The organism is Flavobacterium jejuense (assembly GCF_006491595.2).
Lineage (GTDB): Bacteria > Bacteroidota > Bacteroidia > Flavobacteriales > Flavobacteriaceae > Flavobacterium > Flavobacterium jejuense.
Genome location: NZ_VEVQ02000001.1, coordinates 139,174 through 154,951 on the forward strand (window position 1 = coordinate 139,174; position 15,778 = coordinate 154,951).

Here is a 15,778-nt window from a genome sequence, read left to right on the forward strand (position 1 = left end):
CTAAAAATTTAATACTAATGAAAAAAAATTTTAAATCAATTTTTATAATAGTAACTGCAATAAGTTTATTGATATCTAGTTGTAGTGAAGATTTAGATTCAAATGAACCTATACCTTTTGAACCCATTGGAGGTTTTGAAAATTCAGATGAGATTAAACCTAATAATCTAATCGTAAAAATGTCTTTTGAAGATAATTTAATAGACCAAAAAGGAAATTTAAACAGCCCAACGGCTACAAATGTTGCTTATTCAACCGGAATGGTTGGTAAAGCTTATCAAGGTTCAGCAAATGCTTTTGCTACTTTTTCTGGAATAAACCCTAGTGTTTCTGGTTTGACAAGTATTACATCTTCAATGTGGATAAAAACGACTCAGCATACAGGTGGTGCTCAGTGTTTGTTTATGATACCTAAAACCTCAGATTTTTGGGGAAATATATTTGTATTGATTGAAGGTACAGATTTGTCATCAATGCAATTAAAAATTCATTTGCAAAAAGATGTTACTCCTAGTATTCCATGGTCTGGTCAATGGGTTGATCATGGAGGAAATAATCGTATTCCTGATATGTATAATACTTGGAAACATGTGGTATGGTCTTACAATGAAAACACCTCAAAATATAGTATTTATATAGATGGTAGTAAATTAACTATTCCAGATAGCATGACAAATCGTTATACAAATGATGTGGATTCAGGTGGAGTTCCTCTTGGAGCTTTATCAAGTTCCGATGTTCAAGGTTTTATTTTAGGAGGATTCCAACAACATATAGGTTCACCTTGGTCAGCTCCTGATGGATGGATGTTACCTTATACAGGTCAGATTGATGAATTTAGAATGTATAATACTGCTTTGACAGACGACGAAGTACGTTCGTTATATCTTTTAGAAAAAGAAGGAAGATAATTATTTACAAACTACTACCTGATCTTCTTTATAAAAGATCAGGTTTTACTACTTTTTTAAAAATGAAGAATATCTTATTTTATAGCAAGCTTTTTACAATAGTTTATTTGTTTTCTTATGCATCTTGTTCAAATTCTAGCGATGCTACTACTTCAGAAGGTACTCCATTACCCACTGATACTATATCTTATACAGATGAGGAACTTTTAAATATAGTCCAAAATGATGCTTTTAAGTATTTTTGGAATTATGCAGAAGTAAATTCAAAATTAGCTAGAGAACGTTATCATACGGATGATAATTCTTTTGAATCTAACAAAATTACGACAGGTGGTTCTGGTTTTGGATTAATGACAATACTTGTAGGAATCGACAGAAATTTTGTTTCTCGTTCAGAAGCTGTTTCTAGATTGACTACAGCATTGGATTTTCTTGAAAACGCTGACCGATTTCACGGTGCATGGTCTCATTGGATAGATGGAAATACTGGAAATGTTATCCCATTTGGTGCTGATGATGATGGTGGTGATTTAGTAGAAACCTCTTTTTTATGTCAAGGTTTAATTGCAGTTAGAGAATATTTTAAGAATGGAACTTTTGAAGAACAAGCATTAGCTCAGAAAGCAGATGATTTATGGAAAGGTGTAGAATGGGATTGGTATACTAGAGGAGAAGACGTTTTATATTGGCATTGGTCACCTAATTATGATTGGATTAAAAATTTTAAATTAGAAGGCTACAATGAGTGTTTGGTTACATATGTTATGGCTGCAGCATCACCCACACATCCCATTTCAGCAACAGCTTATCATCAAGGATGGGCAAGAAATGGAGCTATAGTTACTTCAGGAACAAAATACAATATTCCTCTAATCTTTAATCATAATGGAGCAACTGGAACTGTTGGCCCCATGTTTTGGGCTCATTATTCTTATTTAGGATTAGACCCAAGAGGATTAACAGATCAATATGCCAATTATTGGAATTTAAATAAAAATCATACCGATATTATATATCAATATTGCATAAATAATCCTCAAGATTGGGTAGGATATAATGATAAATGTTGGGGGTTAACAGCGAGTTATACTAGAAATTCTGATGGAACAACTGGTTATACTGCACATCAACCTAATAATGATAAGGGAGTTATAACTCCTACAGCTGCATTGTCTTCATTTCCGTATAAACCAGATGCTGCAATGCGTTTTCTTAGGTATTTATATGAAGAAAAGAAAAATAATTATGTTGGAGTAGCTGGACCATATGATGCTTTTTCTCCTCAATATAATTGGGTAACACCTCGTTATTTAGCTATTGATCAAGGAACAATTGCTCCAATGATTGAAAATCATAGAACAGGCTTATTGTGGAATTTATTTATGCAAGCTCCGGAAATACAAGCAGGACTACAATCTCTAGGCTTTTCATCAACTCAACATGGATTTTAATATGAATTATATAGTTAAAATATTGCTTTTTTGTTTATGTATTAATACAATAAATGCACAAGTTATCGAGAAAAAATTTTCTACTGAAATTTGTCAAAATAGAACATACGAGTACTTATTGCATAAACCAAAAGGTAAAGAAAAGAAGCCTCTTATTATTTTTTTACATGGTTCAGGAGAAAAAGGAACTGATTTGGAAAAAGTCAAAGTTCATGGGCCTTTTAAATATTTAAAAACAAATGAGTTAGATGCTTTTGTTTTGGTACCTCAATGTCCACAAGATGTATATTGGGAATCAGAATCATTATATCAATTAATTCAAAGTGTAATTAAAGAAAACAATATTGATACTTCTAGAATATATCTTACAGGATTAAGTATGGGGGCTTGGGGCGCTTGGAACTTAGCTTTTGCTCACCCAGATATGTTTGCTGCATTAGTACCTATTGCAGGATTTGTGGATAGAGTACCAATGCTAGAAAATTGTAAAATAAAAGATATTCCAACAAGAATTTTCCACGGTTTAGTAGATGATGTGGTGGATGTAAATTATTCCATTGAAATTTATAAGAAATTAAAAAAATGTAGTATTGATATTGAACTAACCATTTTCGATGATGCAAATCATGATAGTTGGACAAGGGTATATGATGATAAATCTATTTATGAATGGATGCTACAACAACAACAAAAAACAAAATAATACAAGAAATTACAATAATGAATTTTAGAATTAAACATATAGCTGGTCTTTTCTTAGTAGGCTTATTTTTAGGTTGTGTTCAAAAAGAGAAAGTGGTAACTAAATCAGAGGATTCTAAAGAACAATTCGTAAATGAGTTGTTGTCCAAAATGACTCTTGAAGAAAAAATAGGACAATTGAACCTTCCTGTTTCAGGTGATATAACAACTGGTCAAGCTAAAAGCTCAGATATTGCTAAAGCCATTGAGGAAGGAAAAGTAGGAGGACTGTTCAATATCAAGTCTGTAGAAAAGATAAGAGAAGTGCAAAAAATAGCTGTTGAAAAAAGTAGACTAAAAATTCCTTTACTCTTTGGAATGGATGTAATACATGGTTATGAAACTACATTTCCGATTCCTTTAGGTTTGTCAAGTTCTTGGGATATGGAACTTATCAAAAAAACGGCTCAAATGGCAGCTAAAGAAGCAACTGCAGATGGAATTAATTGGACATTTTCACCAATGGTAGATATTTCTAGAGATCCGCGTTGGGGTCGTGTATCAGAAGGTTCAGGTGAAGATCCATTTTTAGGAAGTAAAATAGCTAAAGCAATGGTTATTGGTTATCAAGGTGATGATTTGGCTAAGAATAATACCATGATGGCCTGTGTAAAACATTTTGCTCTTTATGGTGCTTCAGAAGCGGGTAGAGATTACAATACCGTTGATATGAGTAAAATAAGAATGTACAATGATTATTTACCTCCTTATAAAGCAGCAGTTGACGCAGGTGTAAAATCGGTTATGGCTTCATTTAATGAAATTGATGGTGTTCCAGCAACAGGAAACAAATGGTTGCTTACAAAATTATTGAGAAATGATTGGGGTTTTAATGGATTTGTAGTGACTGATTATACAGGTATTTATGAAATGATAGCACATGGAATGGGTGATAAATATGATGTAGCTTCATTAGCCTTAAAAGCAGGAGTGGATATGGACATGGCAGGTGATTCACCTGATGTTTCAGCTGCATTTATTAAAACACTACAACATGCTTTGGAAGCAGGTAAAATAACTACTCAAGATATTGATATTGCTGTAAAAAGAATGCTAATCGCAAAATATGAGCTAGGTTTATTTGATGACCCTTATAAATATTGTGATTTAAGTAGACCAAAAGCTGAAATTTTTACAGATGAAAATAGAGCATTCGCTAGAAAAGCAGCTTCAGAATCTATGGTTTTACTTAAAAATGAAAATAACGTATTGCCTTTAAAGAAATCGGGTACTGTTGCTCTTATTGGACCTTTAGCTTATTCAGCTGTTAATATGGCAGGAACATGGAGTGTAGCTACTAAACAAGAAAATTCAAATCCGTTATTAGAAGGTTTAAAAACTGTTGCAGGAAAAGGAGTTAATATACTTTATGCTAAAGGAAGTAATGTTGATTATGATCTTGCTTATGAGGAAAGAGTTACCATGTTTGGAAAAGCTATTCCTCGTGATGATAGAACCGATAAACAATTACTAGATGAAGCTTTGGCAATTGCTTCAAAATCTGATGTTATTATTGCGGCAATTGGAGAAACAGCAGAAAGAAGTGGAGAATCAAGTAGTGTAACCAACCTTCAAATACCACAAGCACAAAAAGATTTATTGAACGCTCTTTTAAAAACAGGAAAGCCAGTAGTTTTAGTTTTATTTACTGGAAGACCTTTAGCAATTTCAGAAGAAAATGATAATGTTCCAGCAATATTAAATGTATGGTTTCCTGGAAGTGAAGCTGGTTTAGCCATTTCTGATGTACTTTTTGGAGATGTAAATCCTTCAGGGAAATTGTCTATGACTTTTCCTAGAAATGTTGGACAAGTACCCATTTACTATAGCCATAAAAATACAGGTAGGCCTTTAAGTGAAGAAAAGACTGAAAAAGGAGAGTTTGAGAAGTTTAAATCTAATTATTTAGATGTTGCAAACACTCCCTTGTATTCTTTTGGTTATGGATTGAGTTATACCACTTTTGAGTATTCTCTAATAACAATTTCAAATGAAAAATTAACCAAAGATAAAAGTATTGAAGTTTCTGTCAACGTAACTAATACAGGTAACTATGATGGAAAAGAAGTGGTGCAATTATATATAAGAGATTTAGTAGGTTCAGTTACAAGACCTGTAAAAGAATTAAAAGGTTTTCAAAAAATAGTTCTTAAAAAAGGAGAAACCAAAAAAATAACATTTGTAATTACAGCCGAAGATTTAAAATTTTATGATTTTAATTTAGATTATGTTGCCGAACCTGGACAATTTGAAATTTTTATTGGAACCAATTCCAATACTAAGAATAAGATTTTATTTGAGTTAGTGAATTAGCTATTTTATCTATTGCCCTCAAACTTAAAGTTTGAGGGTTTTTTAATTTTTTTTACCATTATGAATAAACATTTTATAGTTATACTTTTTTTAGTACACACGATTCAAAATTTTTCTCAACAAACAACCTATTGTAATCCTATTAATATTGATTATGGATATACACCTATTCCCAATTTCACATTACAAGGTAAACACAGAGCAACAGCTGATCCAGTAATTGTAAATTTTAAAAACAAGTATTATCTTTTTTCAACTAATCAATGGGGTTATTGGTGGAGCGACGATATGTTGCATTGGAATTTTATTGAACGAAAATTTTTGAAACCAGAAAACGAATATCCTTCTTTACAAAATGAAATCAAATCAGATCATAAGTTAGATAAGAAAAACAGAGTTTATGATGAACTTTGTGCACCAGCCGTTTTTGTTATGAAGGAGTATATGTATGTTATAGGTTCTACTCATGGACCAAATTTTGCCCTTTGGAAAAGTAAAAATCCTTTAGCTAATGAATGGGAAAAAGCGGTTGATAATTTTAAAGTAGGAGCTTGGGATCCAGGATTTTTATATGATGAAGAAAAAGAAAAGCTCTATTTGTATTGGGGTTCAAGCAATGAATTTCCAATTTTTGGAACAGAAATCAATACAGAAACATTGCAATCTGAAGGATTAGTTAAACCAATGATTTCGCTTCATCCTGAAGATCATGGTTGGGAACGTTTTGGAGAATATAACGATAATACTTTTTTGAAACCTTTTATGGAAGGGGCTTGGGTAACTAAATATAATAATAAGTATTATTTACAATATGGAGCACCAGCCACAGAATTTAGCGGTTATGCAGATGGTGTTTATGTAAGCAATAATCCTTTAGAAGGGTTTAGTTATCAAACTCATAATCCGTTTTCCTATAAACCAGGTGGTTTTGCTCGTGGTGCAGGTCATGGAGCAACTTACCAAGATAATAATGGCAATTGGTGGCATGTTTCAACTGTAATCTTAGGACAAAAAAATAATTTTGAAAGAAGAATAGGAATTTGGCCAGCAGGTTTTGACAAAGAAGATGTTATGTATTGCAACACAGCTTATGGAGATTATCCTACTTTTTTACCAGAATTTGCAAAGGAGAAAGATTTTACTAAAGGTTTATTCTCAGGTTGGATGTTATTGAATTATAACAAACCTGTACAAGTTTCTTCCACATTAGGAGGCAATCAACCTAATTATGCTGTTGATGAAGATATGAGAACGTATTGGTCTGCTAAAACTGGAGAAAAAGGGGAATGGTTTCAAACAGATTTAGGGGAAGTTTCTACAATTCATGCTATTCAAATAAATTATGCCGATCAAGATGTCGAATTTATGGGTAAAAGTCTTGGAGTTTACCATCAATATAAAATTTATAGTTCTTTAGATGGCAAAAAATGGGATATTGTTGTGGATAAAAGTAATTATAAATCGGATGTGCCTCATGACTATATTGAATTGCTTAAACCTATAAAAAGCCGTTATTTGAAACTAGAAAATATAAAAATGCCTACAGGTAAATTTGCTTTAAGTGGTTTTCGAGTTTTTGGAAAAGGAATGGGTAAAATACCTAAAAAAGTAGAAAATTTCATGGTTCTTCGAGCAGATAAACATAAATTTGGAGAAAGAAGAAGTTCTTGGATTCGTTGGCAACAAAATCAGGATGCTGATGGGTATGTGATTTATTTTGGAAAATCTCCTGATAAATTATATGGAAGTAGTATGGTTTATGGTAAAAATGATTATTTTTTTACAGGAATGGACCGAACAGATACCTATTATTTCCAAATTGAAGCCTTCAATAATAATGGAATTAGTGCTAGAACTGCAGTTATAAAAGTAGAGTAATATGAAACAATTTTTAAGTGTATTTTTTTTTGTTTTTGCATGGAGTCTTTTTGCTCAAAACCATTTAAATGTAATGTCTTACAACATTCGATTGGGTTCTGCTCAAGATGGAGTAAATAGTTGGGAGGCAAGAAAAGAAAAAGTAGTTGCCTTATTGGATTATTATGAAGCTGATTTTATTGGTTTGCAAGAAGTACAAAAATTTCAATTGGATTATATTTTAGCCAATTTACCTGAATATAGTTTTATTGGTTTACCAAGAGAAGAAGGAGAATGGGCTGAATATTCTTGTATTTTATATAGAAAAAATTTTTTTAATGTAGTGGAGCAAAAAACACTTTGGCTCTCAGAAACTCCTGAAAAAATGACTAAAGGTTGGGATGCAGTTTGTTACCGAGTTGTTACTTATGGTCGGTTTAAAAATAAAAATACCCATAAAGAATTTTGGATGTCTAATACTCATTTTGATCATTTAGGTATTGAAGCAAGAGAAAATTCAGCTAATTTACTTGTTGATTTGTCTACCCAATTGCAAAAACAAAAAGCAATTCCTTTTATTCTAACGGGTGATTTTAATGCACCAAAAGAAGAAAAAACGATTGCTATCTTAAAGGAAAAGCTATTGGATAGTTATGAAACTGCTACTAAAAAACCTTACGGACCAAAAGGAACCTGGAATGCTTTTCATTTTCAAGAAGAAATTGCAAATCGAATTGATTATGTGTTTTATTCCCAAAAAACTAAGTTGAAAGTGAATAAAATAGCAATTATAGACGATTTTTATGATTTTAAATATCCAAGTGATCATTTGCCTGTTTTGGTGAATTTTGAATAAAAAAGAAAATCCTGATTACGTGTTTCGTAATCAGGATTTTCTTTTTTAGCCCTGATGGAAGCGGCATCCTTTTTAAACTGCTAAGTTTAAAAAGATATAGCGGACAGCAGGAACACTTTTCAACTGAAAGTTATTATGGTGCTCCTAATTATTGCCCCAATCTATTTTTCGAGAGAAATACATCACAGCTCCTAATATTAGGAATAAGCCAATGCTTCCTACTAATAAAGCATAGTTTTCTAATTGTATGATTACAAAAATAAAGCTATACAAAACAGTCAATGAAGCACTAATAAATAATGGGAATTTTTTTTCTTTCAAAACTGAAATCGAGTAGAGTAGTAGCATGATGATTACTGCGCTTGCTGCAATGGCATAAGCAATAGTAAAACTTGAATGCTCAGTAATTGAAATTAGTAAAGTATAAAACATAATTAATGCCAAACCAATCATAGTATATTGAAAAATATGAATGCTTTTTTTACTAATGGTTTGTATTAAAAAGAAGATTAAAAAGGTTAGCCCAATGACTAGAAAGCCATATTTTGAAGCGCGTTCGTTTTGTTGGTATTGGTCAACCGTTTCTATCAGTTTTACACCATAAGAATAGCTTGATAGATTTGGAATTTTTTCAATGTATTGCTGAGCAAAAGGTCTGTTAATATGAAGAATTTTCCAATCGGCATGAAAATCTTTGTTGGTTATCTTTTTTGTAGTATCACTTGCAGCAAAGTTACCGATGAAACTAGGAGAATCCCAATTGGCATTTACACTTGTAGTTGAAGTTTTTCCAACAGGTATAAATTGCACACTATTACTACCATTGTAACTCATATTGAAGTTAAAATCTAGCTTTTGACTTGGATTAAAAGTAAAAGCATCGGTTTCCAAAGTACCAAAATAATTGTCCTCATCTGCTTTTGATTCTAAGCTATAATTGGTTTTATTGATACCAATTTTTAAGTCACTTTTAATGCTTTTTAAATTGGTTGTTTTAATGATAATGGTTGCTTTTTCCCAAAGCATATCTTCTGATTTTAAAGCTAATTTATCCAAAGATATGTTTTCAAAAGAACCATTGAACTTCATGTTTGCTTTGAAAACTATAGGGTTGTACAAACCACGTTTTAGTTCGTCCACTTTTTGAATCTCGGTTTTGTTTTCTAAATTATCTGGAAAAAAATAAGCATTTTGAATGTAGGCTTTCTTTTGAATAACAGTTTGTTTCGTTTTTTCATCGACTATAGCTGTTTCAGTGTAAGTTTTGTATGGAACTTTAAGAATAGGACCATAAAAATGAATGTCTTCTCCCCATAATTTTGTAACTTCTTCGGTAACTTCATTTTTTCTTTCTGAACGTTCTCTGATGAGATTTTGTACTAAATTAAGCGGAATTAATAAGAATAAAGTAAGCACACCAACCATAATCATTTTAGCAGTATTGCTTTGTAAAAAGGAAGGTTTAGGACTTGGTGTAGGGTTTAAATGTTGAATAGGATTTTCCATGAGTTATGTATTAAATTAAAGGATTTATATTTGTTTTAAAGAACAATTTGTAAGTAAAAAAGAGCTATTGGAATATTTAATAGGAGTAAGGCTATATTTCCAAATTGAAAGGCATACATTTTTGTATAAATGAATAAGTTATACACTAAGTTTACAAACAGTATAAAATTTAGAAATAGCGCTATCACTACATAATAAAAGCCAATAATAAATAGAATATCTGATTTAGTGATCTTGAATATTATTAAAATTAGTGTGCCAATACTAAATGATCCTAAAGCTAGTATTCTTGCAAGTTTTCCGTCTTCGATGATTTTCTTTTTATATTTTTTCATAAAAATTAATGATTATTAAGTACTATGTAAGCGTATAGAAAGGCGATTGGAATGTTTGATAAAAGAATTAATATTCTAATGATTATATCTTCAGTATTATTTTCTTTAAAAAACAAATAGATTAGATAGAAAAAAGTGATGGTATTTATAAGTATAGCTATAAGTAAATAAATGTATCCAAAAACTAGTATTGGAAAATAATTTGGAAAAATAAAATGAATTAGGAATAAGAAAGTTCCTATTCCAAAAGAAACAATAGCTAGTTGAGTTGAAAAAGGTAAGTCTTTAAATTGAAAATTAGTTTCCATAAAAGTGATTTTTAATTAGACATGTGATGTAAATAAAACTGCCATATAATGCTGAAAACAGTAGTGCTTCGGTTGAAAATAAACATAGAAATGCATCGATAATGAGTTGGAAAGGATTAGTGAGAATGTGCCAACTATTGAATCGTAGAAAACGTCCTAAATAAATACCGAAACCACTTAGTAGGCAAATAATAGGAATACTTGTTTTAATGGTCTTGTTAGAATAAAATAAAGAGAAACAGTTTTTGTATTCTTGAATAGCTAATAAACCAAATAAGAAACCCAAACTAGCAAAAGAGAATAGTAAGATTAAATCGAACCAAAATAGATCAGGATTTCCTTTTTGTAGGTGAACGAAATCGGTTAAAATGTAGAAAGAATTGGGCAAGAATAACAACCAACTTAGAAAGAGGAGTAGTCTAGTTTTTCTATTTTCAAATAATTGAATCCTTTGTTTTGCAAACTGCAAAAGTAAATATGGAATAGCTGCTAGAAATAAATTCCAAACTAAGAAAAAGTAAAAAATAGATTGTGTTAATTTTGCTCGACAAAGCAATAAAAAGGCACAATATAAACATAAGGTTAGTAGTAAACTATTTGTTTTTTTGTTGGATAAATAAATGTTAATTATGGATTGCATATTCTTGAATATTAAATGTTTCTTGAATGTTTTTTACTGAAATAGTCAGCATTTTTTGAAAGTCTAAATGATAAAATTGATATGCTTTTTTGCCTTTTTTATAACAAGAATAAAAGCTTTTGTAAGCATTTGGATAAAAAACAATTCCTGTGAGTATTACTATAAAAACAAATGGACTTCTCTTTCCATTTCCTAACAAAAAGAATTGTAAATCCACCTCTTGTTTTACATTGGTGCCAATCTTAGTTAGTACATGAAATACATCATGTTCTTCTAAACTATCTTGTACTTCATAATTGTTTACCTTCAAAAAAGTACCCAATTCATGTCCTAAACTATTTGCTTCATATTGCAACAATTCCTCTACATTTGTTCCCCAAGGTTTAGAATTTTTAAAAAAGTATTCATATGGAACTTTAATGGTTTTGTATAAAAATTCGATTATTTTATCTTTCATATGTGTAAATTCTATTTATAGCAGTCATATATGTTATTACTTTTTTATTTAGTAGAGTCTGCATGCTCAAACTTGTCTTTAATTGTTATTTTATAATTATTTTAAAGTACTTTGAATTTCAAAGTAAATGAATAAAAAAATAGTGTTACGTATTTGATATTAATTTTTCAAGAGCTTCAATATGTTCTTGAAACGCTTTTTTACCTTCTTTTGTGGCAATGTATTTGGTATTCGGTTTTCTACCTATAAATTGTTTTTCCACAGTAATATAATTTTCGTTTTCCAAAGCTTTAGCATGACTGGCTAAATTACCATCGGTTACACCTAATAATTCTTTTAGAGTGGAAAAATCAGCATCTTCATTCACCATTAAAATCGACATGATACCCAAACGAATTCGGTGATCGAAGGCTTTATTAATATTTTGAATGATGTTTTTCACAAACTAGTTTTTTATGTTATTGTAATCTTTGGACCTAGAAACTTAGGTTTAACTTTAAAAAGAATATCTATAAATGCTTTTGTTCTGGCAAAATATTCTCTAATTGTTACTTTTATTCCATATTTATTTGACACATCTTTTGCATTATAAGCAATAGCATTAATTCCATTCTTTTGAGCCAAATAAAGCGCTCTTTCATTATGAAACCGTTGCGAAATTAATGTAAAATTAGTTAAACCAAAAACGGCTTTTGCTCTTACAACAGAATCTAATGTTCTAAAACCAGCATAGTCTAAAAAGATGCACGCTTCCGGAATGCCTTGAGAAATTAATTCATTCTTAAAATCAGTTGGTTCATCATAATCAACTTTGCTATTATCTCCACTTATAAGAATATACTCAATTTTATTATTTTTAAACAATTCGACTGTGGCTTCAATTCTATATTTAAAATACAAGTTAATTGTTCCATTTTTTAAATATTTACTTGTTCCTAATACTAATCCTACTTTGTTCTTTTGAATCTTTTCTGCATCAGAAAAAATATGGTTTTCTGCATTTTTTTTAATGGTGTTATTTGTACAACAAATAAAAAAGAGCATAAAAACTGAAAAAGGAAAGAAGTATTTCATAAATGTCTTATTTTTTTGATTTCGATATAATGCTATCTTCTTTTCCCAATTTTATTGCTCAATAATTATCAAAAATGGTTTCTACTAACTCCGAATCATATAATTGAGAAGGAGCAATCACTTCTTCATCATATGGAACTTTTGTGCCATAACGTTGTTTCATAATTTCTTGAACCAATGGATGTTTCAAATTAAAATCTTTCAGTTTTTTTGTCTTACATAATTCAATTTTGGCACCTTCTTTATATATTTTCCAAACTAATTCTGAACAATATATTTTTTCGTCAGACCATTCAAAATACAAATCATAATTTTTATTGTTCATTGTTTTACCATAAGTCTTCATCTTTTCTAAAACAGACTTAGTTAAAACTTTATCAGCATTTTTCAATCGCTTTACAACATATCTATTTTCTCTTCCATGTCGAATCCATTCACTAAGTAGTGTCATTTTTACAGGTTGAACAGCTTCATAAACATAGGTTTGTCCATTTTCAATAAAAATAATGCCACAATGAGAAAATTTTGAATTGGTTGCAATTCTTACTGCTTCACATTGTTCTGACTCTGATGTTTGAAAAATGATATCTCCGTCTTTAAAGCTACTCTGAACTTTCTCATTAAGTAGTTTAAAGTTTTTTGTTACATTATTAGAAACTATTTTACCACTAATATAAATTCCAACAGTTAAACAAATTAAAAAAGATATAATTATTTTTTTCATTTTTCTATTTTAGAATTTCTATTTTCTCTTTCGGATTCTTGATTCTTATAGTAATTTTCTTGTATTTCCATTCCTTGTCTATTTTGTCAGCTATAACATCCATTTTGCCTTTTTCTTTTGAACCAATAATTCTAATAGAAATTTCTACAGAGTTGTTATTATTTGAATACTTGGTGTTCCCTTCTAAAATAGCTAACTTATCAATTGGTTTAATTTCACCAAGTACTTCAATTACTCTTTTGTTTAGCTTTACTTTTTCTATTGCCTTAGTATAAAGTGTTTCATCATTATAGGCTTGGACAATATCTGTCGCATTTCCAGCAATGGATAAGACTAAAACAAAACCCAATAAAAGGAGTAAAACACTTGTTGGTAAAAACCATTTCCAGTTTTTTTGCCACCAATTCTGTTTAATTATTAATACGTTGCTCATTTTCTATCATATTTATAATACATGATACTTCCATACAAAATATGGCACAAACCAAAACCAATTACCCAAAAATACAAGCCATAACCTGAAAATTCTACAGCTATTAAACCTAATATAATTTGTGTAATGCCTAAATAACGTACGTCTCTTAAAGTATATTTACTTGCATTCAAACAAGCCAAGCCATAAAACAATAAAGTAACTGGAGCTATAAGTCCGTAATATTTATTTTTAAGTAATAAAACAGCAAAAATACCACCAGTGCATAAAGGCAATAAAAAGTTGATTAATACTCTTTTAGAAGTAGGGTTCCACATTTTTTCACCCATTTTTTTAGCTTTTTTTGCCGTTAAATAATAAGCAGTTCCAATTGATAAGATTAAAACAATAAAAGCGGTTAGTAAAATTAATTTAAAAGTTTTACTTTCTAAAGTAATATAACGACCATAGTGTGTATCGATTAAATAATTAACATAAGCTGCGCCAATTAGGGCATAAATTCCTGCTAATATTCCAGATAAACCACTTAAAGAGATAAATTGAGTGGATTTACTCATCATTTCTTTAATGTCTTGTATGTCTTTTAAATATTTACTCGCTTCCATATTAAAGTACTTTGAAATACAAAGTAATATAATATTTTTTTATTCACCAAAACTTTTTTTGTTAAAAAATGCTCATTTGCGAATTCTTTACTACTTAAGTAAAATAATTATGATATTTTTATGGTTTAAATTTATAATTCATTCTAAAATGCGAATTTCAATAGTTTTAATGCTTTTTTTATTAATTAATTTTTCAACAACTGCTCAAACAGATGATGAAAAAATGTTACGTAATATTTATGATGAAGCCTTGATAAACTCGAAATGTTATGATTGGCTGGATTATTTGTCAAATACTATTGGTTCAAGACTATCTGGTTCTAAATCCGCTGAAAAGGCTGTCAATTATACAAAATCAGAGTTAGAAAAATTAGGTCTAGACCGCGTTTTTTTACAGGAAGTAATGGTGCCTCATTGGGTGAGAGGAGAGAAAGAGTATGCATATATTGAAAATAAAGGTAAAAAAATTGAAGTGCCAATTTGTGCTTTAGGGAGTTCCATTGCAACACCAAAACAAGGTTTGAAAGCATCTATAATTGAAGTTTTGGGAATCGATGAAATGATTGCATTAGGTTCAGAAAAAATTAAAGGTAAAATTGTTTTTTTTAATAGACCAATGACTCCAATTCATATTGAAACCTTTAAAGCTTATGGTGGTTGTGTTGACCAACGTTCATCTGGTGCTAGAGAAGCAGCAAAATTAGGTGCAGTTGGTGTTGTTGTTCGTTCCATGAATTTGCGTTTAGATGATTTACCACACACAGGGAATACTAATTATGGTGATTTACCAGAAGATAAGTATATTCCTGCTGCTGCCATTAGCACAAATGCTGCTAATTTGCTAAGTGCTGTTCTAAAAGAAAACCCTAATTTAAATTTTTATTTCAAGCAGTCTTGTGAAACATTACCTGATGTTTTGTCTTATAATGTCGTAGGCGAAATAAAAGGTACTGAAAACCCTGATAAAATTATGGTTGTAGGTGGGCATTTGGATTCTTGGGATTTAGGAGATGGTTCGCATGACGATGGTGCAGGAGTGGTTCAAAGTATGGAGATTCTTTCTATATTTAAAAGTTTAGGGTATAAACCCAAAAATACAATTAGAGTAGTATTATTTATGAATGAAGAGAATGGAAATCGTGGAGGAAGAAAATATGCTGAATTGGCTACTAATAACAATGAAAACCATATTTTTGCTTTAGAAAGTGATGCAGGTGGTTTTTCTCCAAGGGGTTTTTCAATGGAAGCAGATGAAGCTAATTTTATTAAAATTACCAATTGGAAACCCTTATTTGAACCATATTTAATTCATCGGTTTGTGAAAGGGTTTACAGGTGTTGATATTGGACCATTGCAATCTAAGCATATTGTAAAAGTAGGTTTGCAGCCAGATTCTCAACGTTATTTTGATTATCATCATGCAGCAAATGATACTTTTGATGCAGTTAATAAACGAGAATTAGAATTAGGTGCTGCTACAATGGCTTCTATAATGTATTTGGTGGATAAGTATGGGATTGATTAATTTTTTATAAACAGAAAATGAAGTTGTTTTTCGGTTATTTTA

17 protein-coding genes are annotated in these 15,778 nt (G+C 30.3%); 7 read left to right on the forward strand and 10 right to left on the reverse strand.

The genetic code is table 11. From position 1 onward, the window contains the following. The first annotated feature begins 17 nt into the window (after positions 1–17). From FIA58_RS00585 to FIA58_RS00610, 6 genes are all read left to right on the forward strand, one after another. Complete coding sequence (locus FIA58_RS00585; RefSeq protein ID WP_140958945.1) at positions 18–911, forward strand: LamG-like jellyroll fold domain-containing protein; 894 nt, start codon at positions 18–20, stop codon at positions 909–911. Positions 912–973: 62 nt separating this feature from the next. Beyond that, positions 974–2,362, forward strand: coding sequence for a glucoamylase family protein (locus FIA58_RS00590; RefSeq protein WP_140958947.1), 1,389 nt, complete (start codon positions 974–976; stop codon positions 2,360–2,362). A 1-nt stretch (position 2,363) separates the two neighbouring features. Continuing rightward, positions 2,364–3,065 (forward strand): carboxylesterase family protein, encoded by a 702-nt coding sequence (locus tag FIA58_RS00595; protein ID WP_140958949.1) that lies wholly within the window; start codon positions 2,364–2,366, stop codon positions 3,063–3,065. 17 nt (positions 3,066–3,082) lie between these two features. After that, the gene (bglX, locus tag FIA58_RS00600; protein ID WP_140959791.1) at positions 3,083–5,416 is read left to right on the forward strand and encodes a beta-glucosidase BglX; all 2,334 of its coding nucleotides are present in this window, start codon (positions 3,083–3,085) and stop codon (positions 5,414–5,416) included. A 60-nt stretch (positions 5,417–5,476) separates the two neighbouring features. Beyond that, the gene (locus FIA58_RS00605; protein WP_140958951.1) at positions 5,477–7,294 is read left to right on the forward strand and encodes a discoidin domain-containing protein; all 1,818 of its coding nucleotides are present in this window, start codon (positions 5,477–5,479) and stop codon (positions 7,292–7,294) included. A gap of 1 nt (position 7,295) precedes the next feature. Next, positions 7,296–8,129: an endonuclease/exonuclease/phosphatase family protein gene (locus FIA58_RS00610; RefSeq protein ID WP_140958952.1), complete on the forward strand. Its 834-nt coding sequence runs from the start codon at positions 7,296–7,298 to the stop codon at positions 8,127–8,129. 144 nt (positions 8,130–8,273) lie between these two features. Here the strand turns inward: FIA58_RS00610 and creD are convergent, their stop codons facing one another. From creD to FIA58_RS00660, 10 genes are all read right to left on the reverse strand, one after another. Next, positions 8,274–9,635: a cell envelope integrity protein CreD gene (gene creD, locus FIA58_RS00615; protein WP_140958954.1), complete on the reverse strand. Its 1,362-nt coding sequence runs from the start codon at positions 9,633–9,635 to the stop codon at positions 8,274–8,276. A 35-nt stretch (positions 9,636–9,670) separates the two neighbouring features. Then, positions 9,671–9,970 (reverse strand): hypothetical protein, encoded by a 300-nt coding sequence (locus FIA58_RS00620; protein ID WP_140958956.1) that lies wholly within the window; start codon positions 9,968–9,970, stop codon positions 9,671–9,673. A 5-nt stretch (positions 9,971–9,975) separates the two neighbouring features. Beyond that, positions 9,976–10,278 carry a hypothetical protein gene (locus tag FIA58_RS00625; protein WP_140958958.1) on the reverse strand — a complete coding sequence of 101 codons (303 nt, stop codon included), beginning with the start codon at positions 10,276–10,278 and terminating at the stop codon, positions 9,976–9,978. After that, a complete protein-coding gene (locus tag FIA58_RS00630) occupies positions 10,268–10,918 on the reverse strand; it encodes a DUF1361 domain-containing protein (protein WP_140958960.1) in 651 nt (216 codons plus the stop codon). Before FIA58_RS00630 ends, FIA58_RS00625 begins: the two co-directional genes overlap by 11 nt. Further along, positions 10,902–11,375: a Coq4 family protein gene (locus tag FIA58_RS00635; protein WP_140958962.1), complete on the reverse strand. Its 474-nt coding sequence runs from the start codon at positions 11,373–11,375 to the stop codon at positions 10,902–10,904. Before FIA58_RS00635 ends, FIA58_RS00630 begins: the two co-directional genes overlap by 17 nt. Positions 11,376–11,520: 145 nt before the next feature. Then, on the reverse strand, positions 11,521–11,817 hold the full coding sequence (locus tag FIA58_RS00640) for a winged helix-turn-helix domain-containing protein (protein WP_140958964.1): 297 nt from the start codon (positions 11,815–11,817) through the stop codon (positions 11,521–11,523). A gap of 11 nt (positions 11,818–11,828) precedes the next feature. Then, positions 11,829–12,449 (reverse strand): SanA/YdcF family protein, encoded by a 621-nt coding sequence (locus FIA58_RS00645; protein WP_140958966.1) that lies wholly within the window; start codon positions 12,447–12,449, stop codon positions 11,829–11,831. Between the two features lie 58 nt (positions 12,450–12,507). Beyond that, positions 12,508–13,173: a YiiX family permuted papain-like enzyme gene (locus FIA58_RS00650; RefSeq protein ID WP_140958968.1), complete on the reverse strand. Its 666-nt coding sequence runs from the start codon at positions 13,171–13,173 to the stop codon at positions 12,508–12,510. Between the two features lie 4 nt (positions 13,174–13,177). Then, complete coding sequence (locus FIA58_RS00655; RefSeq protein ID WP_140958970.1) at positions 13,178–13,606, reverse strand: cytochrome c oxidase assembly factor Coa1 family protein; 429 nt, start codon at positions 13,604–13,606, stop codon at positions 13,178–13,180. Continuing rightward, the gene (locus tag FIA58_RS00660) at positions 13,603–14,211 is read right to left on the reverse strand and encodes a hypothetical protein (RefSeq protein WP_140958972.1); all 609 of its coding nucleotides are present in this window, start codon (positions 14,209–14,211) and stop codon (positions 13,603–13,605) included. The genes FIA58_RS00655 and FIA58_RS00660 overlap by 4 nt, the downstream gene beginning before the upstream one ends. A gap of 148 nt (positions 14,212–14,359) precedes the next feature. Here FIA58_RS00660 and FIA58_RS00665 point away from each other — a divergent pair, with 148 nt between their 5' ends. Further along, positions 14,360–15,736 carry a M20/M25/M40 family metallo-hydrolase gene (locus tag FIA58_RS00665; protein WP_140958974.1) on the forward strand — a complete coding sequence of 459 codons (1,377 nt, stop codon included), beginning with the start codon at positions 14,360–14,362 and terminating at the stop codon, positions 15,734–15,736. The last annotated feature ends 42 nt before the right edge of the window (positions 15,737–15,778 follow it).

Coding starts and splice junctions, on each gene's coding strand:
- FIA58_RS00585 (WP_140958945.1), top strand. CDS start 18: ATGAAAAAAAATTTTAAATCAATTTTTATAATAGTAACTGCAATAAGT.
- FIA58_RS00590 (WP_140958947.1), top strand. CDS start 974: ATGAAGAATATCTTATTTTATAGCAAGCTTTTTACAATAGTTTATTTG.
- FIA58_RS00595 (WP_140958949.1), top strand. CDS start 2,364: ATGAATTATATAGTTAAAATATTGCTTTTTTGTTTATGTATTAATACA.
- bglX (WP_140959791.1), top strand. CDS start 3,083: ATGAATTTTAGAATTAAACATATAGCTGGTCTTTTCTTAGTAGGCTTA.
- FIA58_RS00605 (WP_140958951.1), top strand. CDS start 5,477: ATGAATAAACATTTTATAGTTATACTTTTTTTAGTACACACGATTCAA.
- FIA58_RS00610 (WP_140958952.1), top strand. CDS start 7,296: ATGAAACAATTTTTAAGTGTATTTTTTTTTGTTTTTGCATGGAGTCTT.
- creD (WP_140958954.1), bottom strand. CDS start 9,635: ATGGAAAATCCTATTCAACATTTAAACCCTACACCAAGTCCTAAACCT.
- FIA58_RS00620 (WP_140958956.1), bottom strand. CDS start 9,970: ATGAAAAAATATAAAAAGAAAATCATCGAAGACGGAAAACTTGCAAGA.
- FIA58_RS00625 (WP_140958958.1), bottom strand. CDS start 10,278: ATGGAAACTAATTTTCAATTTAAAGACTTACCTTTTTCAACTCAACTA.
- FIA58_RS00630 (WP_140958960.1), bottom strand. CDS start 10,918: ATGCAATCCATAATTAACATTTATTTATCCAACAAAAAAACAAATAGT.
- FIA58_RS00635 (WP_140958962.1), bottom strand. CDS start 11,375: ATGAAAGATAAAATAATCGAATTTTTATACAAAACCATTAAAGTTCCA.
- FIA58_RS00645 (WP_140958966.1), bottom strand. CDS start 12,449: ATGAAATACTTCTTTCCTTTTTCAGTTTTTATGCTCTTTTTTATTTGT.
- FIA58_RS00650 (WP_140958968.1), bottom strand. CDS start 13,173: ATGAAAAAAATAATTATATCTTTTTTAATTTGTTTAACTGTTGGAATT.
- FIA58_RS00655 (WP_140958970.1), bottom strand. CDS start 13,606: ATGAGCAACGTATTAATAATTAAACAGAATTGGTGGCAAAAAAACTGG.
- FIA58_RS00660 (WP_140958972.1), bottom strand. CDS start 14,211: ATGGAAGCGAGTAAATATTTAAAAGACATACAAGACATTAAAGAAATG.
- FIA58_RS00665 (WP_140958974.1), top strand. CDS start 14,360: ATGCGAATTTCAATAGTTTTAATGCTTTTTTTATTAATTAATTTTTCA.